Source organism: Halomonas smyrnensis AAD6 (assembly GCF_000265245.1).
GTDB lineage: Bacteria > Pseudomonadota > Gammaproteobacteria > Pseudomonadales > Halomonadaceae > Halomonas > Halomonas smyrnensis.
The window spans coordinates 13,691-38,038 of sequence record NZ_AJKS02000003.1 but is presented as its reverse complement, the minus strand read 5'-3'; the positions used below and the strand labels follow the sequence as shown (position 1 = coordinate 38,038).

At 66.1% G+C, this 24,348-nt stretch carries 25 protein-coding genes and 1 pseudogene; 9 read left to right on the top strand and 17 right to left on the bottom strand.

Annotation, left to right across the window (positions count from 1 at the left end):
- Window positions 1–26 precede the first annotated feature (26 nt).
- Together UYS_RS0204305 and UYS_RS19035 are read left to right on the top strand one after the other, a co-directional pair.
- Window positions 27–980 (top strand): LysR family transcriptional regulator, encoded by a 954-nt coding sequence (locus tag UYS_RS0204305; RefSeq protein WP_016854268.1) that lies wholly within the window; start codon window positions 27–29, stop codon window positions 978–980.
- A gap of 327 nt (window positions 981–1,307) precedes the next feature.
- Window positions 1,308–1,493: pseudogene (locus tag UYS_RS19035) on the top strand (IS5/IS1182 family transposase); the annotation flags it as partial.
- Window positions 1,494–1,630: 137 nt separating this feature from the next.
- On the opposite strand, the gene UYS_RS0204300 reads toward UYS_RS19035, so the two are convergent.
- From UYS_RS0204300 to UYS_RS0204290, 3 genes are all read right to left on the bottom strand, one after another.
- Window positions 1,631–2,713: an alkene reductase gene (locus UYS_RS0204300; RefSeq protein WP_026068341.1), complete on the bottom strand. Its 1,083-nt coding sequence runs from the start codon at window positions 2,711–2,713 to the stop codon at window positions 1,631–1,633.
- Between the two features lie 110 nt (window positions 2,714–2,823).
- Window positions 2,824–3,573, bottom strand: coding sequence for a type 1 glutamine amidotransferase domain-containing protein (locus tag UYS_RS0204295; RefSeq protein WP_237738422.1), 750 nt, complete (start codon window positions 3,571–3,573; stop codon window positions 2,824–2,826).
- Between the two features lie 84 nt (window positions 3,574–3,657).
- Window positions 3,658–4,692: a Gfo/Idh/MocA family protein gene (locus UYS_RS0204290; RefSeq protein ID WP_016854265.1), complete on the bottom strand. Its 1,035-nt coding sequence runs from the start codon at window positions 4,690–4,692 to the stop codon at window positions 3,658–3,660.
- 123 nt (window positions 4,693–4,815) lie between these two features.
- Between UYS_RS0204290 and UYS_RS0204285 the strand changes: the two genes are divergently transcribed.
- Window positions 4,816–5,742, top strand: coding sequence for a LysR family transcriptional regulator (locus UYS_RS0204285; RefSeq protein WP_016854264.1), 927 nt, complete (start codon window positions 4,816–4,818; stop codon window positions 5,740–5,742).
- A 39-nt stretch (window positions 5,743–5,781) separates the two neighbouring features.
- On the opposite strand, the gene UYS_RS16885 is transcribed toward UYS_RS0204285, so the two are convergent.
- Entirely contained in the window at window positions 5,782–6,657 is an 876-nt protein-coding gene (locus UYS_RS16885; RefSeq protein ID WP_016854263.1) for a LysR family transcriptional regulator, read from the bottom strand.
- 108 nt (window positions 6,658–6,765) lie between these two features.
- Here UYS_RS16885 and UYS_RS0204275 point away from each other — a divergent pair, with 108 nt between their 5' ends.
- A complete protein-coding gene (locus UYS_RS0204275) occupies window positions 6,766–7,614 on the top strand; it encodes an alpha/beta fold hydrolase (protein WP_016854262.1) in 849 nt (282 codons plus the stop codon).
- A 102-nt stretch (window positions 7,615–7,716) separates the two neighbouring features.
- Here UYS_RS0204275 and UYS_RS0204270 read toward each other — a convergent pair whose 3' ends face one another.
- The 5 genes from UYS_RS0204270 to gcvA form a co-directional block, all read right to left on the bottom strand.
- The gene (locus tag UYS_RS0204270) at window positions 7,717–7,983 is read right to left on the bottom strand and encodes a hypothetical protein (protein ID WP_016854261.1); all 267 of its coding nucleotides are present in this window, start codon (window positions 7,981–7,983) and stop codon (window positions 7,717–7,719) included.
- A 93-nt stretch (window positions 7,984–8,076) separates the two neighbouring features.
- Complete coding sequence (dkgB, locus tag UYS_RS0204265) at window positions 8,077–8,886, bottom strand: 2,5-didehydrogluconate reductase DkgB (protein WP_016854260.1); 810 nt, start codon at window positions 8,884–8,886, stop codon at window positions 8,077–8,079.
- Window positions 8,887–9,185: 299 nt separating this feature from the next.
- Window positions 9,186–10,130, bottom strand: a complete 945-nt coding sequence (locus UYS_RS0204260; protein ID WP_016854259.1) for a DMT family transporter — start codon at window positions 10,128–10,130, stop codon at window positions 9,186–9,188.
- Window positions 10,127–10,714 (bottom strand): TetR/AcrR family transcriptional regulator, encoded by a 588-nt coding sequence (locus UYS_RS0204255; RefSeq protein ID WP_016854258.1) that lies wholly within the window; start codon window positions 10,712–10,714, stop codon window positions 10,127–10,129. Before UYS_RS0204255 ends, UYS_RS0204260 begins: the two co-directional genes overlap by 4 nt.
- A 153-nt stretch (window positions 10,715–10,867) precedes the next feature.
- Window positions 10,868–11,809 carry a transcriptional regulator GcvA gene (gene gcvA, locus UYS_RS0204250; protein ID WP_237738421.1) on the bottom strand — a complete coding sequence of 314 codons (942 nt, stop codon included), beginning with the start codon at window positions 11,807–11,809 and terminating at the stop codon, window positions 10,868–10,870.
- Between the two features lie 267 nt (window positions 11,810–12,076).
- On the opposite strand from gcvA, the gene UYS_RS0204245 reads away from it, so the two are divergent.
- On the top strand, window positions 12,077–12,565 hold the full coding sequence (locus tag UYS_RS0204245; protein WP_016854256.1) for a DUF2938 family protein: 489 nt from the start codon (window positions 12,077–12,079) through the stop codon (window positions 12,563–12,565).
- A 94-nt stretch (window positions 12,566–12,659) separates the two neighbouring features.
- On the opposite strand, the gene UYS_RS0204240 is transcribed toward UYS_RS0204245, so the two are convergent.
- The 4 genes from UYS_RS0204240 to UYS_RS0204225 are packed head-to-tail and all read right to left on the bottom strand — an operon-like array spanning window position 12,660 to window position 16,175.
- Window positions 12,660–12,974: a putative quinol monooxygenase gene (locus UYS_RS0204240; protein WP_016854255.1), complete on the bottom strand. Its 315-nt coding sequence runs from the start codon at window positions 12,972–12,974 to the stop codon at window positions 12,660–12,662.
- 28 nt (window positions 12,975–13,002) lie between these two features.
- On the bottom strand, window positions 13,003–13,983 hold the full coding sequence (locus UYS_RS0204235) for an alcohol dehydrogenase catalytic domain-containing protein (protein ID WP_016854254.1): 981 nt from the start codon (window positions 13,981–13,983) through the stop codon (window positions 13,003–13,005).
- A complete protein-coding gene (locus UYS_RS16880; RefSeq protein ID WP_016854253.1) occupies window positions 13,973–14,935 on the bottom strand; it encodes a TIGR03571 family LLM class oxidoreductase in 963 nt (320 codons plus the stop codon). The genes UYS_RS0204235 and UYS_RS16880 overlap by 11 nt, the downstream gene beginning before the upstream one ends.
- A gap of 58 nt (window positions 14,936–14,993) precedes the next feature.
- Window positions 14,994–16,175, bottom strand: coding sequence for an MFS transporter (locus UYS_RS0204225; protein ID WP_016854252.1), 1,182 nt, complete (start codon window positions 16,173–16,175; stop codon window positions 14,994–14,996).
- A gap of 133 nt (window positions 16,176–16,308) precedes the next feature.
- On the opposite strand from UYS_RS0204225, the gene UYS_RS0204220 reads away from it, so the two are divergent.
- Entirely contained in the window at window positions 16,309–17,202 is an 894-nt protein-coding gene (locus UYS_RS0204220; protein ID WP_026068338.1) for a LysR family transcriptional regulator, read from the top strand.
- A gap of 122 nt (window positions 17,203–17,324) precedes the next feature.
- A complete protein-coding gene (locus tag UYS_RS0204215; protein WP_016854250.1) occupies window positions 17,325–18,680 on the top strand; it encodes an MFS transporter in 1,356 nt (451 codons plus the stop codon).
- A 60-nt stretch (window positions 18,681–18,740) separates the two neighbouring features.
- Here UYS_RS0204215 and UYS_RS16875 read toward each other — a convergent pair whose 3' ends face one another.
- On the bottom strand, window positions 18,741–19,361 hold the full coding sequence (locus UYS_RS16875) for a TetR/AcrR family transcriptional regulator (protein ID WP_016854249.1): 621 nt from the start codon (window positions 19,359–19,361) through the stop codon (window positions 18,741–18,743).
- Between the two features lie 204 nt (window positions 19,362–19,565).
- Here UYS_RS16875 and UYS_RS0204205 point away from each other — a divergent pair, with 204 nt between their 5' ends.
- Complete coding sequence (locus tag UYS_RS0204205) at window positions 19,566–20,123, top strand: carboxymuconolactone decarboxylase family protein (protein WP_016854248.1); 558 nt, start codon at window positions 19,566–19,568, stop codon at window positions 20,121–20,123.
- 131 nt (window positions 20,124–20,254) lie between these two features.
- On the opposite strand, the gene UYS_RS0204200 is transcribed toward UYS_RS0204205, so the two are convergent.
- Complete coding sequence (locus tag UYS_RS0204200) at window positions 20,255–21,271, bottom strand: zinc-binding alcohol dehydrogenase family protein (protein ID WP_016854247.1); 1,017 nt, start codon at window positions 21,269–21,271, stop codon at window positions 20,255–20,257.
- Window positions 21,272–21,663: 392 nt separating this feature from the next.
- Here UYS_RS0204200 and UYS_RS0204195 point away from each other — a divergent pair, with 392 nt between their 5' ends.
- A complete protein-coding gene (locus UYS_RS0204195; protein ID WP_016854246.1) occupies window positions 21,664–22,572 on the top strand; it encodes a LysR family transcriptional regulator in 909 nt (302 codons plus the stop codon).
- A gap of 150 nt (window positions 22,573–22,722) precedes the next feature.
- On the opposite strand, the gene UYS_RS0204190 is transcribed toward UYS_RS0204195, so the two are convergent.
- Window positions 22,723–23,781, bottom strand: coding sequence for an alcohol dehydrogenase family protein (locus UYS_RS0204190; protein ID WP_016854245.1), 1,059 nt, complete (start codon window positions 23,779–23,781; stop codon window positions 22,723–22,725).
- Window positions 23,768–24,298, bottom strand: a complete 531-nt coding sequence (locus UYS_RS0204185) for a TetR/AcrR family transcriptional regulator (protein WP_016854244.1) — start codon at window positions 24,296–24,298, stop codon at window positions 23,768–23,770. Before UYS_RS0204185 ends, UYS_RS0204190 begins: the two co-directional genes overlap by 14 nt.
- Window positions 24,299–24,348: the final 50 nt, after the last annotated feature.

Here is a 24,348-nt window from a genome sequence, read left to right as displayed (position 1 = left end):
TGTTTTTGGCCTGCCTGGAGGCACCAATGGATATGCCGAGCCGGTTGCTGCTGCTGGTGGAAGTGGCGGAACTCGGCAGCTTCACCGAGGCCGCCAAGCGGCGCAAGCTGGACCGCTCCGTGATCTCCAAGCATGTCGCCAGGCTCGAGGAAGAGCTGGGCGTGCGGCTGGTCAATCGCTCGACACGTTCGCTGTCGCTGACTCATGCCGGTCAGGCCATGCTGGAGCAGGGGCGCTCGCTGCGCGAGTGGATGAGCAATACCCAGACCCTGGCCGAGAATCTCCAGGGGAGTCCGCAGGGCAGCCTGAGAATCAATGCGCCCGGTCTGCTGGGCACACGAATCGGCTTCGAGGCGGTCCGACGCTTTCGTTCGGCCTATCCCGAGGTCGAGGTGGAAATGATGCTGGAGGATCGCCCGGTCGATCTCATCGGCGAGGGCTTCGATGTGGCCCTGCGCATCGGCGAGCTGGAGGACTCTAACCTGGTGGCCAGCCCGCTGGCGCCCAATCAGCTGTTGATCGGTGCCAGCCCCGACTTCCTGCGTCGCCAGGAAGAGCCGATTTGCCTATCGAGCCTGCCCAGGCTGCCGGCCCTGACCTGGTCCTCTCATCACGCCAAGGTGGACTACCTGCGTTATCTCGATCCCCAGGGCGGGCGGCAGCAGCTGACTCTGAACAGTCAGCTACGTACCAACGAGATCGAGGTCATCAAACAGGGCATCGTGGCTGGCATGGGCATCGGCATCCTGCCGGCCTGCGGTATCGACGACGAGGTGCTCGAGGGGCTGATCGTCCCGGTGATGACCGACCTGCCGCTCGAGCGATATGGCACGATCAATCTGCTCTACCCGCATCGCGACGTGCCGTTGCGCACCCGGCTGTTCATGCAGATCGTCAAGGAGCTGGTGGGGGACCCGCCCGTCTGGGAGGCGCGTATTCCGGGGTTTGCCACCATGTATGGCAAAGCTGGTCTGCCATGATCAAAGAGGGGGCGGCGAAGGTTTCTGCCATGACTCGGTGAGGGGTTCTTGATTCGCGTCATTCTTTGCCGAGAGACAATGCTGCCCGTTGTTCCGGTTGATGAATATTCGTGGATTATTTGGGATGTGCCACTAAACCGAGAGACTGCACGGCTATTCATGATGGATGTGTGCTAGCCATCTATCGGGCCATGCAGAAGAGGGAGGCAATGTTGCTCGTCGCCTACTATGGAACACGTTCATCTGACTGGCAGCCGGGGAAGACCAGGTAAACGTTGTCGCTAAATCGTGGCGGACGAGGGCTAGGACGGCGATCTCACTGCCCGGCGCAAGATGCAGCGAAAGCCTCGACCCGGCGCTTCCCGGGGCTTCGACAAGCCGCGTTGTCGAGAGCGAAACATCATCGAGCGCTGTTTTGGGTGGATCAAGGAACTCCGCCGCATCTGTACCCGCGACGACATGTTGGCCAGCAGCTTCAGGGCGCTGGCAGGATGGCCCCAAGCGCTTCCATGAAGCCCCTGTGCACTACTGCCCGGGACCATACAGGTATCGCATTTATCGTGAGCTGGAGCTGAACCTATATATCAAGCTCCGATAAAGGTCATGTTTTCTCCGCAACGAAAAAAGGGGGCTAATAGCCCCCTTCAGTACTATGCTTCGGCTAATTCTTCGAGGTAAGGGTAATCGGTATACCCCTCCGTCTCCTGGGTGTAAAACGTCGAGGAATCTGCTTCGTTGAGCTCGGCGCCAAGCTTCAGGCGCTCCGGAAGGTCCGGGTTGGCAATGAAGGGCACGCCAAAGGCGACCGCGTCGGCCAGTCCGGATTCGATGGCTTGTTCTGCTTCTTCACCGGTGTAGCTCATGTTGAGGATCAACTTGCCCTTGAAGTGCTCGCGGACCGGAGTGATCACGTCCGCTTGCTGCTCCCCGAAAAAGTCGCTGCGCATCAAATGAACGAAGGCCAGGCCGTAGTCGTTCAGGCGCTTGGCGAGCCAGGTCACCAGGCCGACCGGATCACTGTCCTTCATGCTCTGGAAACTGTTCAGGGGGCTCAGTCGAACACCGACGTTCTCGGAGCCAAACACTCCGGATACCGCCTCAATCACCTCCAGCAACAGGCGAGCGCGATTTTCGATCGGGCCACCGTAGGGGCCTTCTCGATGGTTGGAACCATCACGCAGGAACTGGTCCAGCAGGTAGCCGTTGGCACCATGCACCTCAACACCGTCAAAGCCGGCGCGCTTGGCATTCTCGGCGGCGGTGCGGAAGCCGTCGATGATGGCCGGGATTTCGTCGTCGGCCAGTGCGCGGGGAACCGTGTAGGACTTCTTGCCTTCCGGTGTGTGCGCTTCATCGCTGGTGATGGCAATGGCGCTGGGCGCTACCGGATCCTTGCCGTCGTTTAACACCGGGTGACAGGCGCGGCCGCCGTGCCAGATCTGCAGATAAATCTTGCCACCCTTGGCATGTACCGCATCAGTGACTTTCTTCCAGCCTTCAACTTGCGCCTCGGAATAGATGCCAGGTTCGCGCCAGAAGGCCGAATTGCCTTCGATGGCCATGGTCGCTTCGGCGATGATCAGGCCCGCAGAGGCACGCTGGGCGTAATACTCAACCATCATGTCCGTGGGAACGTGATCGGCGTCGGCACGGACGCGGGTGAGGGGGGCCATGAAGACCCGGTTGGCCAATTCACTGGCGCCCATTTTCAGGGGAGAAAAAAGTGTGGTCATAGCATCCTCGTAAAATGTTGTGGAGAACCCTCGAGTATCCGCCCGTGGGCCGGGCGGACTCATTCGGACGAGATATATCGATCATCATCCCGGCTGATGCGACAGGCCGTTCAGCGTTTGTCAGCCAGGGCGGCGGCCAGGGTCTTGCCGAGCTCGGTAGCGGACTGGGGGTTCTGGCCGGTGATCAGGCGGTCATCCTGGACCACGAAGGGCTGGAACATCTCGCCCTCCTGATAGAGGGCGCCACCTGCACTCAGCGCATCCTGCAGCAGGTAGGGCACCACTTCCGTCAAGCCCACCTCGGCTTCCTCGGCGTTGCTGAAACCTGCCACCCGCTTGCCGTCGATCAGCAGGTTCCCTTGCTCGTCACGCAGGTTCAAAAGGGCCGTCGGTCCATGACAGACGGCCGCCACATAGCCGCCCTGGGCGTAGATGGCCGAGCCGATCTTCTCGACGGCCGGGCTGTCCGGGAAATCCCAGACCGTGCCGTGCCCTCCGGCGAAGAGAATGGCGTCATAGTCGGCAGGGTCGACATCGGCCAGCTTGGCCGTGTTGTCCAGCAGTCGGCGCGTTTCCGGAGAGGCCAGGAAGGCGGCATTGATCGGGTCATCGCCTTCCAGGCTCCAGGGATCGATGGGAGCGGCGCCGCCATCGATGCTGGCGAGTTCGACCTCGATGCCGGCAGTGGTCAATTCATGGTGCGGGTGGGTCATCTCCGATAACCACAGGCCGGTCGGCTTGTCCGTGTCGCCCATGACGCTGTGGCTGGTCACCACAATCAAGGCTCTCGGATCGGCATCTGCCATGGCCGACAGCGGTACCAGCATGAGTGCTGCAAGAAGAGACGTAAGCTTTTTCATTTCGGTGACTCCATGACCGTAGTGATGGCCCCTCACGACGGTGGGGGAGTGCGGGGCCTGGACGGGTTGGCGTGACGGGCTGGGTCAGGCGTGGTCGACGCTGGCGACGAAGGCGTCCACCAGGCGCTGGGTCGCCACGGCCCGCTGGCGAGCCTGTTCACGCTCGGGACTGTCGGGTGCCTGGGCCATGGCTACGAAGTGCTCGACGAGCTGCACCGCCTGGCGCGGGCCCTGAGCGCTTGTGTGGCGCTCGAATTCGTGGGGAGCGGCCATCTCCTGGCGCACCACGAAGCCGGTAGGGTGCTCGGGATGATCGAAGGCGAAGCCGTCCTTCCAGTCGAGCACGTAGTCGTCGAGCCGGATCAGACCATGCTCGCCGAGGATCGTCAGGTCCATCTGGCAGACCCCGGCGTCGTAGCCGAAATCGAAGGTCGAGGTCTGGCCGTCGGCGAAGACCATCAGGCCGGCTCCTCGGATGACCGCGCCGCTGTCCTTGTCGCGGCGAACCTGCCCGGCGACCCGGACCGGCGCGCCGTGCGGGCGCAGGAACTCGACGATGGCCCGCATGTTGTACCAGCCCATGTCCCCGATGGCGCCGGTGGGCTCCCGGGCGGGATCGAAGCGGATATTGTCCCGGTCCATGAACGGGAAGAAGAAGGAGGTGTTGACGCTGCCGGGATGGCCGAGCCGCGTCCGCTGGGTCTCGATCACCTCCTGGGTGCGCGGGTGATGGGTGAAGTGAGTGGCGTCCATGAAGGCCAGCCCCTTCGCCATGGCGCGCTCGGCCAGCCGCTCGGCGGAGGCCGCATCGAGGAAGGGCTTCTCGCTGATCAGGTGGCGCCCGCTGTCGAGTACCGCCAGGGCGATCTCCTCGCGCACGGCAGTGGGCGTGGCGACATAGACGGCATCGATGCCGTCGGCGGCCAAGAGCTCCTGCCAGGTCTCGAAGACGCGGCCGATGCCGTGCTCGCGGGCGAAATCGCGGGCGCTCTCGGCGCGACGGCTGGCCACCGCGACCAGGTCGGCCTGCGGCGCGTCCTGGATGGCACGGGCCATGACCCCGGCGATCATGCCGCTACCGATGATGGCGAAGGTGAAGGAGGGGGAGGACGATGACATGACGGATCTCTCGTGACGTCGGGGGCATGCTCGCCAGAACTGGCCTCGGCATGAGTTGTGCCCATGCTAGATACGGGTGCAGTATTCGTTAACTTGTGTTTTTCGATAACAGGTATTCAAGAAATGAATATTGCGGGGAAGGACCTGAATCTCCTGCTGATCTTTCACGTGCTCTACCAGGAAAAGAGCGTGTCGGCGGCGGCGGAGCGGCTGGCCCTCAGCCAGCCGGCCCTCAGTCACAAGCTCGCCAAGCTGCGTCACGATTTCGCCGACCCGCTCTTCGTGCGTGCCCCGCGCGGGCTGGCCCCCACCCCGCGGGCCCACGAGCTGGCGCCTCGGGTACAGCACCTGGTGGCCGGGATCGAGGGCTTCTTCGACTTCTGTGAGGGGAGCGACTACCTGGCCCGGGACGACCGGGTGCACCTCTACACCACCGACTACATGGAACAGCTGCTGCTGCCGCGCCTGCTGCCGGTGATTCGTCGGGAGGCGCCCCGTTTGCAGCTGGTGACCCACAACACCCGCGGCCGCTTGCCTCGTGCCGAGCTGGAGAACGGTGAGTGCGACATCGCGATCGCCGGCTTCTATGCGGGGCTTCCCGACAGCTACTACCAGCAGCGCATTCACACCGAGGGGTTCGTGGTACTGGCGGCCCGGGACAATCCGCGGATTGGCGAGACGCTGGATCTGGAGAGCTACCTGGCCTGCGAGCACCTGGTCACCAGCCTGACCGGCGACCTGCACGGTCGCGTCGATCAGAAGCTGACCGAGATCGGACGCTCGCGGCGGGTGGTGGCTGGGCTGTCGAGCTTCATGGCGCCCCCCCTGCTGGTGGTCGGCAGTGACCTGTTGCTGACCTGCCTGGAGAGCGTCGCGACACATGCCCAGGCCCATGTTCCGGGACTCGTGATCCACCCCTGCCCGCTGTTCCTGGGCGGCATCGAGGTGATCCAGACCTGGCATCAGCGGACGCACGAGGATCGCCTGCGGGGTTGGCTGCGTGGACAGATCCAGGCCGCCCTGGAGTCGTCCCCGGCAGTGGAGGGGTAGGAGAGCTCTCCCGAGCGGGATGCCGTGCCTGGGCGGCTGTCAGATGACGCGGTCAGGATGCCCCGAATCCGCGATGCCGGCGATTTCCTCGACCAGGGTTCGCACGGCCGGTGACCGGGCCTTATCGCCGACCCGAATGACATAGGCGATATGCGGCGCTGCCGGGAAGCCCTCAGACATTACCTCGATGGCCGGCGTCAGATGGCGCGCATTCAGCAGCGTGACGCCGAGGCCTGACTGGACCGCCGACAGAATGCCGGCCAGGCTCGCGCACTCCAGCACGGTGGTGAAGCCATGTGTCGGTAGCGGCTCGGCGTTCATCGCCCAACGGCGATAGAAACAGTCGTTGTCAAAGGCGAGGAACGGAATGGTGCGTCCCCAGTCGAGGCGCAGGTCGGGGGACTTGATCCAGTGCAGGCTGTCTTCCGACAAGACGATATCCGTGGGGCGCCGCTCCTGTGCGAACACCTGCATCACCGCGACATCGAGCTCGCCGCGGTCGAGCTGGGCCGCGATGGCGAGGCTCTGGCCCACGCTGGCCTGAACCGCGACCCGCGGATACAGGCGGGTGAAGCGGCCAAGGATGTGCGATAGCCGGCCGCCGGTCGTGTCCTCGGTGATCCCCAGCCGCAATCGACCGGATAACGGCTCGGTGCCGAGGCTCATCACCGCTTCATCATGAAGCCCGAGGATGCGGCGGGCATAGCTCAGCAGGCGCTCTCCCTCGGGAGTGAAGCGTGGGGCGCCAGGCCGGCGGCTCAACAGCGTACATCCCAACCCTTCCTCGAGCCGCTTGATCTTGTGGGAAACGGCAGATTGCGAGAGGGCCAGGTGATCGGCGGCCCGGGTCACGCCGCCTTGGTCCCGGATCGCGCAGAGCGCCGCTAGTGCCCCGATATCGAGTTTCGGATTCATCTCGGATCGACATGAAAAATGTGGATTGAATCATCATTTTAATACATTTTTTTCATGCCAGGCGATGCGCCATCCTATGACGACCACATAGACGCCATGGAGATTCGCATGAAGCATATCGTCACCGACCACGTCCTGATCGACGGCAAGCGCCTGGCCTACGGGGTTCACGGGGAGGGAGTGCCGGTCATTCTCTTGCATGGCACCCCCTCGTCCTCACTCATTTGGCGCAACGTAGTGCCGCGACTGGTGGGTGCCGGCTACCGGGTGCATGTCTACGACCTGCTGGGCTATGGCCTGTCCGAGCGGCCCTGGGATCCGAACGTCGATACCTCGATATCGGCACAGGTGCCGATCCTGGAGGGGCTGATGGCCCACTGGGGGCTCGCGACCGCTCATCTGGTGGCACACGACATCGGTGGGGGGATCGCGCAGCGGTTCGGCATCTTCCACCCCGAACGGCTGCACTCGCTGACGATGATCGACGTGGTGAGCTACGACAGTTATCCGTCTCGTCGTACCAGGGAGCAGATGGCGGCGGGACTGGAGCGACTGCTCAAGGTGCCCGATGCCGACCATCGGGCGCATTTCCGCGAGTGGCTCCTCTCCACGGTGCAGGACAAGGCATCGTTCTCGGCGGGCGCTCTCGAGACCTATCTCGATTTCATCTCGGGACCGCTAGGCCAGGCGAGCCTGTTCCAGCATCAGGTGCGCCACTATGACCCGAAACACACCAGCGAGCTGGCCGATCGCCTGCCCGAGCTGGGGCAACTGCCGGTCAAGCTGATCTGGGGCGCGAACGACACCTGGCAGGTCGTGGACTGGGCGCACAAGCTGCATGCGGTGATCCCGGGATCAGAGCTGAGCATTATCGATGACTGCGGGCACTTCTCTCCGGAGGATCAGCCCGAGAAGATTGCCGACTTGTTGGTGGCGTTTCTCGGGGCTAATCGGTAGCCGCCGTTTGAGTCGCCGCTCCCGGTCGCCGATCGGAGACGAGCGGGAGCGCGGGGTTGGCAGGCGCTGACGCGCTTCCGCCCAGCTCGCCGCGAAACCCCATCACGCGCCGGTCGGGGTATCAGACGCCAGCGATCGGCTCTTCCCCAGGACCCAGGCGGAGATCAGGACGAGCAGCGAGGCGAAGCCAATGGTCGTGGGGACGAGTCCCGCGTACTGGGCGCCGATGCCGGCCAGGATGACCGGGAGACTGAAAGGCAGGTAGCTCAGCAGGAAAAACAGCGAGATGACTCTTTTGGCGTATTTTCCCTTGTCGCAGCGGCTGCGTCTCGGGCCATCGGGGGCGCGTGAATGGCCTTCCCTGGCCATTCTGTCGCGGTGGCGGGCTGGCTCGATCTCCCTTCGACACCGCGCCCGTCACGCTCCTGCTTCCCGATCACGCCCTTGTCGGGGCTCCGGGGCTCAATCCCAGTCCGGCGCGAAGTCCGGATCGGCGATGCGCTCGCCGCGATCCAGCTCGGCGATGGCCTGCATCTCCTCATCGCTGAGCGTCAGGTCGAAGGCCGCCAGGTTGCTGCGGATGTTCTTCGCCTTGGTGGAGGAGGGGAAGGTCACGATGTCCTGCGCCTTGAGCCAGGCCAGCGCCACCTGCGCCGGGCTGGCGTCATGGCGCTCGGCGATCTGCTTGAGGGTCGCATCCTCCATGACCTTGCCCACCGCCAGCGGCATGAAGGCGGTCACCTCGATGCCGTGCTCCCGGCACTTCTCGATCACCTGGCGGTTCTGCAGGAAGGGGTGGACCTCGATCTGGTTGGTCAGGATCTCGCCGCGCCCGAGAATCGACACGGCACGGTCCAGCTGCGCGCAGGTGAAGTTGGAGACGCCGATGTGGCGCGCCTTGCCGGCCGCCTTGACCTTCTGGAGCGCCGGCAGGTAGTCCTCCATGGCGACCTCGTCGTTCGGTGACGGCCAGTGGATGAGCAGCAGGTCCACGTAGTCGGTCTTCAGGCGCTCGAGGCTCTCGTCCACGCTCTTTTCCAGGTCGCCCGGTACCAGGCGGTCATGCCACACCTTGGTGGTGAGGAAGATCTCGTCCCGGGCGATGCCGCTGTCGGCCAGGACGTCACCGACCTCGGCTTCGTTCCCGTAGAACTGGGCGGTATCGACATGGCGATAGCCCGCCTCCAGGGCCGTGGTCAGGCTGTCTCGCAGGGTGTCGCCCTCGAGGCGGAAGGTGCCAAAGCCCGGGTTGGGTAGTGTTGTCGCGGTCATGAAGACTCCTGATCGTGGTGAAGTGTCCCTGAATGTCATCGGGGGCTTCTCGGCATGCTGATGGCCCCCTCCCTCCCAAGAAGTAGAAGACGTGACATTGACACTGGGGGCGAAGGGGCGATGAGACAATGCCGCTCGGCGAAAAAGATTATTTTGCTAATTGAAAAGGTCCGACGGCCCGAGAGATCGACAAGGAGCGCGGCACCGTGTCGGACGACGGTGCCGTGCCGAGGCCCGAGGGTCGATCCGTTCGGCGGTGATTCCCGTGGTCGGTGTGCCCAGGCAGGCGAACGAGTGGGTCAGCGAGCGGTCTGTTGCCGTGGCGCTTCGCCGCGTGGCCGAGTGCGTCCCACCGGTGCGCTGATGCAGACCAGGCAGGCCAGGATCAGCACGATGCCCAGCCAGCCGGTGGCTGGCAGGCGCTCGCCGACGATGATCACCGCCAGGCCGGCGGCCACGACCGGTTCGAACAGGGTGATGGTGGTGGCCGTGCTGGCCGGGACCCTCGCCAGGCCATGCCCGAAGCAGAGATAGCCCAGCAGCATCGGCACGAGGGCCATGTAGAGACCGACGGCGGCGTTGTTCCAGGAAGCCAGCAGCGGGGCGCCGGTCAGCAGCAGGACCGGCACCAGCAGCAGGCCGCCGATGCCAAAGGTGGCGCCCATGGCGGCGCGCGAGGGGATGCCCTGCTGCATCAGGCGGTGTGCCGTCCAGGAATACAGCGCATAGCTGAGGCCGGCGAGCAGGCCGAGCAGGGTGCCCGGGAGCACGTCGGTCGTCGTGCCCGCCGGGACATGTCCCGCCCCCTCGGCCACGCACAGCAGCAGCATGCCGGACAGCCCGAGTCCGGCGCCGAGCATCCAGCGTGCCCCGAGGCGCAGCCCGTCCAGCCGCGACTCGATCAGCGCCGAGAGCAGGGGAGCCGAGCCGATGGAGACCACCGTGCCGATGGTCACGCCGGCCAGCCGCATGGAGGCATAGAAGGCGAGCGGGTAGATGGCCACGGCGACCGCCCCGATCACGAGCCAGCGCCAGTGGGTCCTGAGCTGAGACCGGTGGTGGCGAATCCTGCCTGCCGAGAGCATCGCCTGCATCAATCCCCCGCCGCCCATGGCGACGGCCCCGATGGCGACCGCTCCGACATCCGGGGCGAAGGTGGCGGCCGTGCCGGTCGTGCCCCACAGCACCGCCGCCACCAGCACGGTCAGGATGCCCAGTAACCGTTCGTTGCCCTGCCTTGTCATGCGACCTCCAGCATGGCCGCTGCCATGGTGCGCGCCTGCCGCAGGCAGTCGCTCTCGCCCTCCAGGCCCGCCCGGGCCATGGCCCCCTCGAGCAGGAAGGCCAGGTGCTGTGCCATCTGCTGGGCTCGTGCCCGGTCCTGGAACAGCGCCTCGAGGTGTTCCGCCAGCAAGGCCTCGACCTGTTCCTTGTGCCGTCGCACCACGGCCCTGCCGGCCGCGCCCGCCGGCAGTTCGGCCGCCGCATTCAGCAGTCCGCAGCCCCGAAAGCCGCGCGAATAGGCGTGCTCGGCGTGATCCTCGTAGGCGAGGAAGACGGCCATCACCCTGTCCTGTGGGGTGTGAGCCTGTGCCAGCCGCGTGGCGTAGAGGTCCAGCCATTCGGCATGGCGTACCTCGAGGTAGGTCGCCACCAGCGCGGCCTTCGAGGCGAAGTTGTTATAGAGGCTCTTCTTGGCGACCCCGGCGTGCTTGACGATGGTGTCGATGCCGGTGGCGGTGATGCCATCGTTGTAGAAGAGCTCGGCGGCCGCCTCGATGAGGCGCTGCTGGGCGCTGGCGGGCGCGTTGGGCGATAGGCGAGACATGGGAACCTCATGGCGAAAGTAGGTAGACCAGTCTACCTGCTTTCGCCATGAGAGCAACGACTCCCGACGCGGGCTTAGGTGACAAGTGGTGTTCATCTCAGGGCGCCGACCTCCTGGCGGCGCCCTGAAGGCAGGCGTGACGCCTGCCGCGCCTTATGACGACACCTCCTCCAGCAGCCAGTCCCTGAAGGCGGTAAAGCGTGGCAGCTCGGCGCATTCCGGCCGGCAGACAACGTGGTAGGCCAGCGGCGAGGCATAGCGGAGGCTCGGGAACAAACGCACCAGCCGACCCGCCTTGATGTCGTCGTGAACCATCACGCTGCGGGCAAGGGCGATGCCATGCCCGTCGATCGCCGCCTGGAGGATGGCGGCCGAGTTGTTGATCTGCATGCCGCGGCCGTTGTTCACCTGGGGAACACCCGCCTTGGTCAGCCATGCCTGCCAGGTGGGGAAGTCGCGATGACCCTGCATGGAAAGGTCGTGGATGAAGACCTTCCCGGCGAGGTCGTTCGGATGGTTCAAGGGGCCGCCGTTCTCCAGCAAGGCGGGCGCACACACCGGATAGACCTCTTCCTCCATGAGTCTTGTCGCCAGCAGCCCGGGCCAGTGACCCGCGCCATAGCGAATCCCTGCGTCAATGCCATGTGCGGCCAGATCCAGCGGCCGGTGTTGGGTGTCCAGTCGTAGATCCAGCTCGGGCCAGGCGTGATGAAAGCGCTCGATCCTCGGCAGCAGCCACTTGGCGGCAAAGGCGGGGCTGACGGTGACGGTCAGCACCTGCCTCTCGTCCGTTTCTCGCAGTATTTGCACCCCCGTCGCCAGGCTGTCGAGACCCGCGCGAATGTCGGGCAGGGCACGTTCCGCCCTCGCGGTAAGGATCAGCCGTGCCTTGCCGCTGCTGGCCCGATGGAACAGCGGGGTACCCAGCCAGTCTTCTAGCGTCTTGACCAGCTGGCCTACCGCAGCGGGTGTGACGTTCAGTTCCCTGGCGGCGGCTGAAAAGCTGGCATGTCGTGCGCTGGCCTCGAAGGCGCGTAACGCGTTGAGGTGTGCGGGAGTGGCCATGTCGATAAAGTTTTTCTTTAGTTTTTGCACGCATTATCTCGTTTGTCGCGAACGCAGAAGCATTGAAAAATTCACCCCGATAGGCCGGAGGTGTGATGTGTCTGGCCGCCTTCAGCATCGATGATCGAGACGCTTGAAGAAAAGTTTTTATTTTCAATCTTCCATGACATGAGAGGCCGGCATCGTCATGGGCGCCCTCTGGGATGTCGATGGCGGAGTGATGGCCGGACGCCACGGATAAACGGGGAGCTGCCCATTGCGATGGTGGCCCGAAGCAGAGCGAGAAAGAGGGACGGTATGGTCTGGGAAAGTCTGGTAGCGGGAGCCGTGATCGGCGTAGGGGGCACGCTGTTGCTTGATGTCTACGCCTGGGGGATGGCCAACGGGTTGCGGGTGCCGATGACCCGTTGGGCGTTGGTCGGACGTTGGGTCGGGCTCATGCGGCACGGCCAGTTCGTTCAGCCTCGGCTTGCCGAAGCCGCGCCAGTGGCGGGCGAGGCCGCCATCGGCTGGGGCGTGCATTATGTGATCGGGGCGGGTTACGGCGTGGGCCTGGTCGCCATGACGGGCAGCGACTGGCTGTCCTCGCCCACCCTGGTCGAGCCGCTGGTGTTCGCGCTCATGCTGCTGGTGTTGCCCTTTCTCGTCATGATGCCGGGAATGGGGCAGGGCGTCGCCGCCGCGAAGAGTGCCAGGCCCTGGGTCGCCCGGTGGAAAAGCGTGGCCGGGCACGGGGTCTTTGGTGTGTCGATGTACGCCGTGGCGCTTCTGCTAGCCCCTGGGTGACATAGGGCCGGTGCATGAAGGGCTGGCAGTTCAGGAAGCAGCAGGGGAACGTCTCCCTGCTGCTTTCCTGCGGCGATCGGTGCTGCGCCAGGGATCAGGCGCCGACGGGATCGATCAGGCGAATCTCGGCATGGGTCACCCATTCCGAGGTGGCCTCACTGAAGCGCGTCATGTGGGGGGTGGCCATGTGGTCGTCCAGCGCCTGCCGGGAGTCCCAGGCCTCGATGACGGTGACGGTGTCGCGCCTAGGTGGGGCGTCGGCCGTCAGTCCCTCGGGATGATCCAGGCTCGGCTGGTACAGATGACAACCCGCCTCCTGGCGCACGGTCGGCGCGACGTCCCGCAAGGCATTCAGCACGTCCTTGTCGCGTCCCGGGGCGGTGGTGATCGTGGCGATGACCCACAGCATGGCAGTCTCCTGTCTCGAAGGTAGGGCGTTACAGGGTGATGACGGTCTTGAGCGGGCGTACCCTGGCGTGTTTGAGCTCACTCAGGCGCTGCGGGAGGTGCGCGAAGTCATCGATCTCGGGCGTTGGCAGCGTCAACTCGCCGTCGGCCACGCGTTCGAGCAGGGTGCGTCCCGCCTGGCGCAGCTCGGCCCAGTCTGCGTCGCTGCCGGCCTGATGCAGGGCGCCGAGGGCGACCTCGTGCTGGGACAGGGCGCGGTCGAACGCCGGTGCCGCGGCCGCCTCGAGGCGATCCTGGATGCAGACGATATGGCCGTTGGCGCCCAAGTGATCCGTCATCCGGCGCGCGTGCTCGCCATTGACGGTATCGATGACGGCAAAGACTGGCGCCGACAGGGCTTCTGGCGTCTCGAGTACCTCCCGCGCGCCCAGGGCCCTGAGCGCCTCATGCCGCTTGGTTGATGCCATGGCGATGACCTGGAAACCACGCTCCGCGGCCAGCTGTACCAGCCAGCGCCCGACGCTGCCGGATGCGCCGGTGATCATCAGCCGCTTGCCGGTCTTGGCCGGCAGCTTCTCGATGGCCTGCCAGGCGGTCAGGGCCGGACAGGGAAAGGCCGCCGCGGTTGCCCAGTCGATCGTTTCCGGCAGCGGGATGACGGCGCGGGTGGGCAGGCGCAGGTGGGTGGCGAAGCTGCCCGGGCCGGCCAGGGTGGTATGCACGGCGATGCGATCGCCGGGGGCGACGTGAGTGACGCCCGCCCCGCAGGCCAGCACCTCGCCGGCGGCATCGACCCCGGGAATCTGGCCCGCTTGCCACAGGCTGCTGTCCATGGCGATGAACTTCCAGTCCACCGGATTGAGCCCGATGGCGCGGGTGGCGACGATCACCTCCTGATCACCGGGGGCCTCCAGCACGAGCCGCTCCCGTTTCAGGGCCTCCGGTTCACCCGGACCGGTCCAGGTCCAGGCCTCGAAGGTCGTGGGGAGGGGCGTGTGGTTAGTTGACATGGGCGGTCTCCTTGGCATGGGGGTCGATGACGGGCGCCTGGCCCTGGAAGCGCGGCAGTACCTCTCGGCCGATCTCGTCGAGGGTCTCCTCCAGGGGCCGCTGGTTGCGGCGGAAGTGCAGGCCGATATGGTTGACCCCGGCCGCCTGCATCGCCTCGAGCTCGCGGATCAGCCCCTCGCGGCCGGCGCTGATGCCGAAGCGGTGCCGGGTCGTGGGGGCGTCGGGCCGCTCGAGCAGGTCCAGGTGGATGAAGCTGACATAGGGCTTGTCACCGGCCACCTGGCGCCAGAGGCCGACGCGCTGGATGTGATCCTGTGGCGTGCCGGGATAGGCCAGCCAGCCGTCCATCTGCTCGCCCACCCAGGACGGTGTCTGCTGGGCCAGGCCGGCCACCAGCAGCGGTGGTTGAGGGGCATGGGGCAACACGGCCTGCCCCGATGACAGTCGGGTATCCGCCTGTTCCTTGAGAATCTCGACCGCATCGCGGAACCGGGCGCCCCGCTGGGTAAAGTCTTCTCCGAACAGGGGGTACTCGGCAGGGCGGTCGCCGCTGGCGACCCCCAGCAGCAGGCGGTTGTCACTCAGCGCCTGAACGGTGGCGGCCGCCTTGCGCACCAGCCAGGGCTGGCGCAGGGGAAGCACGGCGGCAGCGGTGCCCAGCAGCAGGTGGTCGGTGTGTCGGGCCAGGTAGCCGAGATAGGTGAACAGCTCGAAGACCTGGCCGGCATCGCCGAAGCTGGGGTCGTAGAGCGGCACATCGCGCAGCCAGGCGGCGCGAAAACCGAGGCGGTCGACCTGGGCGATGCGCTCGGCATGGGCCGCCATGTCGGGTACGCCGAAGGGGCGGGCCTCGTCGCGACGGGCACGTTCGCCGCTCTGGCTCCAGTCGTTATCGAGTGGCAGCTCGACCCCGAGGGTCAGCGGGCCTTGGGTCAGGCGGGTCAATGACATGTCGATCTCCTGTCGGCAAGCAGCTGCCCGGCGCAAAGGCCGGGCAGAGGAAGGGACATCAGGCCGCGACGGTCTCGGCCTGGCCACGACGGTCGAGGCTGCCGGAGAGCCGGGTCAGGACCAGGGCCAGCACCACGATGCCGGCGCCGATCCAGGCGGTATCGGTCAGGGCCATGCCGTCGACGATGTAGCCGCCGACCACCGAGCCCAGGGCGATGCCGATATTGAAGGCGGCGATGTTGAGGCCGGAGGCCACGTCGACGGCCTCGGGGACGAAGCGCTCGGCCTGCTGCACCACGTAGACCTGCAGGCCCGGCACGTTACCGAAGGCGAAGGCGCCCCAGATCAGCACGGTCAGCACCGCGGCCACGGGATGGGTGGCGGAGACCGTCAGCACCAGCAGGATGGCGATCAGGCCCGTGAAGATCAGGGTCAGGGCACGGATGGGGCCCATGCGGTCGGCCATCTTGCCGCCGTAGATGTTGCCGACGGCCACCGAGGCCCCGTAGACCAGTATGATCAGGCTGACGGCGTTGTTGCCGAAGCCGCTGACGTCCTGAAGGATCGGCGCCAGGTAGGTAAAGGCGGTGAAGGTGCCGCCGTAGCCCAGGATGGTGATCAGATAGACCAGCAGCAGGCGCGGATGGGTGAGTACCTTGACCTGCTGGCCGATCGAGGCCGGGGCGGCCTGCTTCAGGTTGCTGGGCACCAGCAGGGCGCTGCCGATCAGCGCCAGGCCGCCAAGGCCCGAGACCACCAGGAAGGTGGCGCGCCAGCCGAAGGTCTGACCGATCCAGGTGCCCAGGGGCACGCCGGTGACCAGGGCCACGGTCAGGCCGGTGAACATGATGGCGATGGCACTGGCTTCCTTGTCCTTGCTCACCAGGCTGGTGGCGATGGTCGAGCCGATGGAGAAGAACACGCCGTGGGCCAGGCCGGTCAGGATACGCGCCGTGATCAATGAGCCGTAGCCGGGTGCCTGCCAGGCCAGCAGGTTGCCGATGATGAACAGGGCCATCAGCCCCAGCAGCACCAGCTTGCGGTTCAGGCGCCCGGTCAGGGCGGTCAGCACGGGGGCGCCGACGGCGACGCCGGCGGCATAGAGGCTGACCAGCAGGCCGGCCGAGGGTAGCGATACGCCCAGATCCTGGGCGATGGTGGGCACCAAGCCGACAATCACGAATTCGGTGGTGCCGATGGCAAAGGCACTGAGCGTCAGTGCAAACAATGCAATGGGCATGGCAGATCTCCTTGGGAAAGCGAGGGAACGTTTCACGCTGCGGAGTCTGCGTCGGCTGTCTTATGCGATAAACCGGGGTAAAATCAAAACACCTTTACGTTTTTGATAACAGTTCTGAGGCCATGGGGGGAGTATGCAGAGTCGGACCGAGGATCTTCAGCTCTTGGTAGCCGTGGTCGACAGCGGCGGCTTCAGCGCGGCGGCGAGGCTGATGGAGGTGCCGGTGGCACGGGTATCGCGCGCCGTGCAGCGCCTGGAACAGCAGCTCGATACGCCCCTGCTCAATCGCACCACGCGCAGCGTGACCCTGACCAGCGAGGGCCGCCTCTTCATCGACCGGGTCAGGGAGGGGCTGAACACCCTGGAAGAGGCCGAGGAGGCGATGCGGCTGAGTCGCGAGCGCCCCGGGGGGCGTCTTCGTGTGGATGCCGCCACGCCCTTCGTGCTGCATCAGCTGGTGCCCCTGATCGGGCCATTCCGCGAACATTATCCGGGGATCGAGCTCGAGCTTTCCGCTTCGGATGACATCATCAACCTGCTCGAGCAGCGAACGGACGTCGCGATTCGCATCGGCGGCCTCGCGGATTCCACCCTGCATGCCCGTCCGCTGGGGCGCTCGCCGCTGCAGCTGGTCGCCAGCCCGCAGTACCTGGAGCGCCATGGCGTGCCGGTCAGCCCCGGGGCGTTGCGTGACCACCAGTTGCTGGGATTCCTGAATGCCGACAATCTCAATCGCTGGCCCGTCGAGGGGCTGGCGCAAGAGGCCCCCAACATCCGCTCGCAGCTGAGCACCACCAGCGGGGAGGTCATGCGCCAGCTGTGCCTGGCCGGCGAGGGGATCGCCTGCCTGTCGCGCTTCATGATTCAGGAGGATCTCGTGCAGGGGCGGTTGGTGACCTTGATGGCGGATCGCATGATCAGCCCCAATCCCCGGGAATCGGTCCAGGCCGTCTACTATCGCAACACGGCCCTGTCGGGGCGCATCGGCGCCTTCCTCGATTTTATCGCGCCACGCCTGAGGCTGTGATGGCATCGGCCGTGATGGGCCAGGGGCGGCGAGGGATTGGCGCATTTCGCTGCCGGCTTGACCTCTGATGGTGTAGCCGATGGAATTGTTCGTCCCGCCGTTACCCGCCAGGAGGCACTGCCATGAGCGCGACCCCGGACCGTGCGACCGTCCCCGAATCCTTCTCCACGTCGGTGATGGCGTCCGCCCCCCTGTTCGTTGGCCTGGCCCTGCTGATGCTGGGCAATGGACTGCAGGGCAGCCTGCTGGGGGTGCGGGCCTCCCAGGAAGCGTTCGGCAGCGGCGTGATCGGCCTGATCATGGCGGCCTTCTTCGCGGGCTTTCTGCTCGGCTCGGTATGGTCCGCCCGTGCCCTGCGACGGGTGGGCTATATTCGCGTGTTTGCTGCCCTGGCGGCCATGGCATCGGTGGCCATTCTCGTTCAGGAGCTGTTCGTGGTGCCCGTGGCCTGGGGGCTGATGCGTTTCGTCACCGGCCTGTGCTTCGCCGGCATCTATGTCGTCTCGGAGAGCTGGCTGAATAATCGGGCGACCAACCTCACGCGCGGGCGCCTGCTGGCGGTCTACATGGTCGTCATGTACCTGGGGCAGGGCGGTGGGCAGCTGCTGCTGAACGTGGCCGATCCCTCGACGGCCGACCTCTTCATCCTGTCGTCGATCCTGATTTCCGTCGCGGTGGTACCGCTACTGCTCAGCGCCACGCCTGCCCCGGACGTCACCCTTACGTCGCGCATGTCCGTGAGCCGGCTGTGTCGTATCTCGCCGTTCGGTGCCGGAGGCGTCTTCGTGGCGGGATTGATCAACGGTACGATCATGGGGATGGGCGCTGTCTACGCCCACGATGCCGGCCTGTCCGTCGCCCGCATCGCCCTGTTCATGGGGGTCTTGATCTGTGGCGGTGCCCTGCTGCAGTGGCCACTGGGACGACTTTCCGACTGCATGGATCGGCGCTGGGTCATTCTCGGAGTGACCTTTGCGGCGGCCGGCGCCTCGATGCTGGCGTACCGGGCCACCGGCTGGGCAACGCCGGGGATGCTGGCGAGTGTGGGACTCTTCGGCGGTCTCTCCTTTGCGCTGCACTCCTTGAACCTGGCGCATACCAACGACTGCCTGGAACCCTCGGAGATGCTCGGCGCCAGCAGCTCCCTGGTGCTGTTGCTCGGCGTGGGCTCGGTGATCGGCCCGCTGGCCGTGGGCGCCGTGATGAGCCAGGTCGGCGCCGCCGGATTCTTCTGGTGGTTGGCCGCCGTGCAGGTGATCTTTGGCCTCTTCGGCCTGGGCTGCATAAGGTATTTCGCCAAGCGTGCTTCGGCGGAACCCTCCCACTATGTCGTCGTTCCATCCCAGACGTCGTCGGTGGTAGTGGCGGCCATCGAGGACGTTTATGCCACCCAGGACGGTGAGTCAGACCAGGAGCCGGCGTCCGAGGCTCACCCTGAAGCAACTGGCGAGCGAGAGGATGTCGGGGATCGGCAATAGCCGCTGCAGGCGCAATCCTCCGAGCCCCAAGCCGGCTTCCCCGGTAGGGGCTTCTCCCGTTCAGTGCCGGACGCCGTCGCGATGGCCAGAGGTGCCGAGGGACTCGAGGGTGCGGGCCATGTCCTCGGCGAGCTCTTCGACGGCCTGCCTGTCGATATCGCGCTGGGCGAAGGCCCGCAGCCCCATCACGTCGGCCTGCAGGCGGCGGGCGAGGCGTCGGGTATCGAGGTCATCGGGCAACTCGCCGCGCCGGCGGGACGTTTCCAGGGCCTGGTGGAAGCGCGCCTCCATGCCGGCCAGCAGGGTATTGACGTGCTCGCGCGCCGCCGCCTCGCGCTCGTCGAGTTCCAGCAGGCTCTTCACCAGCATGCAGGCGCGGCTGGGCAAGGCCTGGTCGTAAAGCGTGCCGAGGCCACGCAGGTAGTCGGCCAGGGCTCGCAGCGGCGTGGGGCCCTCGTCCAAGGCCCGCTCCAGCTCGGCAAGCCCCAACCGCGTATAGCGTTCCAGCGATTCGCGAAACAGCTTCTCCTTGCTGCCGAAGTGGCTATAGATGCTGCCCGGGCGCATGTCGAGGGCGCGTTCGATGTCCTTGAGCGAGGTGGCATGGAACCCCTGGCGCCAGAACAGCTGCATGGCCTGGTCCAGCGCGGTGTGACGGTCGTAATGGCTGGGGCGAGACATGGCGCTCTCCGATTCGCGAGTGGGTGGCTCGCGCATGAATATTGAGTGATCGCTCAAATTGTAGCTTGAGTGATCACTCAAAAACAGCTAGCCTCTTGAATCGTGATGGGGATATCCCTTCCTGTACCCCTTTTTGAGCGATCGCTCAAAAAGGGGTGGGGGCAGGGCTTCTCCCTGCTAACACTCTTCCCGAAGGAGCACGACATGGGCGACTTTACCCTGCATACCCCGGAGACGGCCCCGGCCGAGAGCCAACCGCTTCTGGACAATTCCCAGAAGAGCTTCGGCATGATTCCCGGGCTGCACGCCGTGATGGCCGAGGCGCCGACGCTGCTGGAGGGTTATCAGGTTCTCCACGATCTCTTCCAGCGCACCAGCTTCGATGCCGACGAGATCACGGTGGTGTGGCAGACGATCAACGTCGAGCATGCCTGCCATTACTGCGTGCCGGCCCATACCGCCATCGCCAAGTCGATGAAGGTCGATGACGCGATCACCGAGGCCCTGCGCAACGAGACCCCGCTGCCCAGCGATCGTCTCGAGGCGCTGCGGACCTTTACCCTGGCGATGGTTCGGGAGCGCGGCGAGGTGGACAAGGCCACCGTGCAGCGTTTCCTCGACGCCGGCTTCACCCGCCAGCAGGTGCTGGAGATCGTCCTGGGGATTTCTCAGAAGGTGATGAGCAACTACACCAACCATCTGGCCGAGACGCCGGTCGACGAGCCCTTCCAGCCCTTCGCCTGGGAAAAGTCCAAGGGGTAACGGGGGAGCGAGGCCACGGCCCCGCCGCCCGAGCGGGCCGCCACGAGGTCCGCTCGCCAGTATCGCCTAATCGCCACGAGGCGGCCGAGGGATCGGCCGCCTCGTGGCGTGTCGGGCAGGCGCGCCAGGCGTCAGGCGAATCCTTCGAGCACGATCTTGCCCCTGGCCTTGCCGCTCTCCAGCAGCGCATGGGCGCGCTTGAGATTCGCCGCATTGATGGTGCCGAAGGCCTCGGTGGCGGTGGACTGGATCATGGCGGTTTCCAGCAGGCCGGCCACCCTGTCCAGTATCTTGCCCTGCCGGTCGAGGTCGGCGGTGGTGAAGAGGGCGCGGGTGAACATCAGCTCCCAGTGGATGGAGGCCGCCTTGGTCTTGAACGGCAGCACGTTCAGCGTCTCGGGATCATCGATCAGGCCGAAGCGCCCCTGGGGGGCCAGCAGCTCCGCCACCTGCTCGGCGTACTGCCCGGAGTGGGTGGTCGAGAACACGAAGCCGGGCTGGCCGATGCCCAGCGCCTCGATCTGTGCCGGCAGCGGCCGGCGGTGATCGACGACGTGATGGGCGCCCAGCGCCTCGACCCATGCCCGGGTTTCCGGGCGTGACGCCGTGGCAATCACGGTCAGGTCGGTCAGGGCGCGCAGCAGCTGGATGGCGATCGAGCCCACGCCGCCGGCACCGCCGATGATCAGCACCGCCGGTGCCGCGCCGGGCACCGGCTCGGTGACCCGCAGGCGGTCGAACAGCATCTCGAAGGCGGTCAGGGTGGTCAGCGGCAGGGCGGCGGCCTGGGCGGCCGGCACGGACTTCGGCGCGTGACCGACGATGCGCTCATCGACCAGGTGGTATTCGCTGTTGGTGCCGGCCCGGCTGATGTCGCCGGCGTACCAGACCTTGTCGCCCGGTGAGAAGTGTGAGGCGCTGTCGCCCACGGCGACGACTTCCCCGACCGCGTCCCAGCCCAGCACGGCGGCCTGGCCCTCGGCCGGGGCTCGGTTCTGGCGAATCTTGAAGTCCACCGGATTGACCGAGACGGCCTCGACCTTGACCAGCAGGTCGTGGCCGACGGCGGTCGGGGTGGCGAGTTCGAGATCGACCAGGGCGTCATCGCGGTCGATGGAACCTGTCTCGTAATAGCCAATGGCTTTCATGGTTTCACGCTCCGTGATCGGGGGATCAGTGATGGTGGGATGAGGGGCGACGGGAGAAGGCCTCCACGTCTCGTCGCGTGGCCCGTCGCCTTGAGTGGGGGCATCATAGTGTCGGCGAGATGCCGTAAAAACCGGCCGAAAGCGAAGACATAATCCGGCTGGGCCGGATAATCACGAGGCGGCACTCCACCGCCTCTCCAGGGCATCGGGATCAGGGCGCCAGCGTCAGGATGTCAGGCTGTCCGCCGGACGCTTCGTTGACATGGCGTCGTGCCCAGGGAGCGGACGAGGCCCGTCCATGCCGCGACCTCCTGCCATTTGCGGTATCCTCGTCATCTCGCACAGGCGGAAAACGGCCTGTGATCGCCAACATCTTCCGGTGACCCCGTAGAATGCTGCTCGACAACATTGCGCTGTTCCTGACTATCGTGGAGAAGGGCAGCCTGACGGCGGCGGGGCGCGAGGTCGGCCTGTCGCCAACCTCCGTCTCGGAGCGTCTGGCCGCCCTGGAGGCGCACTACGGGGTGGTGTTGCTCAACCGGACCACCCGCGCCCTCAGCCTCACCGAGGAGGGACGCACCCTGGTCGACGGTGCCCGGGAGCTGTTGAACGGCGTCGCCGACCTGGATACCCGCATTCGCCACGGTGCCGAGACCCTGACGGGGCCGATCCGCTTGAGTGCGCCGAGCGACACGGGGCGTCATCTGCTCTCCCATGCCCTGAGCACCTTTCAGGACCGGCATCCGGGCATCCGGATCGAGCTGCTGCTGTCGGACGGCTATGTCGACATCGTGGGGGAGGGCGTCGATCTGGCCCTGCGTCTCGGGGCCATCATGGACAGTAGCCTGAGGGTGCGCGCCCTGGGCGATGCCCGGCGGCTGGTGTGTGCGTCACCGGCCTATGTCGCGGCCCACGGGGCGCCTCGTGAGCCCGCCGATCTCCGGTCGCGCAACTGCCTGGTGATGCGCTTCGGACAGAACCTCGACAACCAGTGGCGCTTCGAGACCCCGGCGGGGCCTCAGATCGTGACGGTGCAGGGCGATCGCGTCGCCAATGACGGGGCGATGGTTCGGCAATGGGGGCTGGAGGGCCGGGGGATCGTGCTCAAGTCGGAGCTGGACGCGGCGGACGACATTCGCCGCGGCCGGCTGATCGAGTTGCTGCCCGACTACGCGGCGGCCCCCGCCCCGGTGCAGCTGCTGTTCCCCCCGTCGCGCACCCGGCCGCACCGGGTCACGGCGCTGGCCGATCATCTGATCGAGACCTTTGCCCTGCGCCAGGCCTTGCCCCGCCAGGGCTGAACCTGGCGGGTCGGGGCTCGCCGGATCCCTGCGTCGGTCCCGGTGGGGCAGGATCAGCCGTGACCGAAGGGGGCATGGCGCTTGCCCACACCGGGTTCAGCGCGCCGCGTCGCCCGTCCAGCCTGGTGATCTCGGCACGCCACGGAGGCACTATGCGTCGGCGACGTCGACCTCGAGCACGATCTTGCCGACATGACGCTTTTCCTGGAACAGCGCCTGCGCCTCGCCGATCTTCTCGAGGGGCAGGGACGCCGCCACCAGGGGCGCAATGCGGCCCTGCTCGATATGGGTGATCAGGTTGGTGAAGACCTCGGGCTCCAGCACCGTGCAGCCCAGCAGGCGCAGGTCCTTGAGGTAGAGCGTGCGGACATCCAGCTCGACGATCGGGCCGGCGATGGCGCCCGAGACGGCGTAGCGGCCGTGGCGGCGTAGCACCTCCAGGTACTGCGGCCACTGCTCGCCGGCGACCAGGTCCACCACCACATCGATGCTGTCGGCGTCGATGACCTCGTTGAGGACGTCCTCGCGGCGCACGATCTCGTCGGCGCCCCGTTCACGCAGCATCTCGGCCTTGTCGGCGCCGGTGATGGCGATGACATGCGCCCCGCGGGCCTTGGCCAGCTGGACGGCGGCCGAGCCGACCCCGCCGGAGGCGCCCGTGACCAGCACGCGTTCCCCCGCGCCCACCTCGGCGCGAGTCAGCAGGTTCTCGGCGGTGGAGTAGGAGCAGGGGAAGGAGGCGAGCTCGACGTCGCTCAGCTCACTCTCGATGCGGCAGGCGTGCCGTGCGGCCACGGTGGTGTATTGTGCGAACCCGCCGTCGCACTCGGAGCCGAAGTACCAGGGCGGGTCCAGCGGCTCGCCGCGATGCTCCCGGAGGCTGGGCTCGATCAGTACCCGCTCGCCGATCCGCTCCGGGCTGACGCCATCCCCGACCGCGGCGATCCGGCCGCAGACGTCGGCCCCTTGAATGCGCGGGAACTGGAGGGGCTTGCCCGACCAGCTGGCATCCTCGCTGTCGGCGTCGCCTTTCGAGTACCAGGCGAGCCGGGTGTTGATGTCGGTGTTGTTGACGCCGGCGGCGGCGACGCGAATCAACACCTCGCCCGGCCCGGGCTTGGGCACGGGAATATCGTGACGGGCGTGCAGCACCTCGGGGCCGCCATGGCCGGTGAGCTGGATGCCGAACATCGTGTCAGGCAGCGTCATTGTCGGTTCTCCTCATCAGTTGGTAGGCAGCCGTCTGGGCCGATCGGATGGCCTCCTCGCCTAGGGTGGGCCAGGCGGCCGAGGCTCCTTCGTGAAGCAGGAAGAGCTCGCCCGCCAGTGCCTCGCGTCCGCTCAGGGTCGCCAGCAGCCGGCGTATCTCGTGCTTGTGCCGTTTCACCGAATCATTGACCCGCGTGTTGTGGGGAAAGGCCGCGAAGGCGCTCATCGACAGGCAGCCATGGGGCGCTTCGTGCTCCATCCACTGGGCCAGGCGCTGGAACAGCTCGGTGATGGCCTCGGCCCCCGGGCACGAGATATCCCTCGTCAGGAAGGCGAGATAGCGGGCATGGCGATGGTCCAGGCCGCCGATCACCATGGCCTCCTTGGAGGGAAAGTGGCGATACAGGGTCCGCATGCTCACCCCGGCGGCCTCTTTGATCTCGGGCACGCTGGGCGTGGCGAAGCCCTGCTGGCTGAAGAGCGCCTCCAGCCGTGCCGCGATCCGGTTCTTGTCCATGTCATGCCTCATCGGTAGAAAGGTCTTTCTACTTCTAGGGTAGAATGATC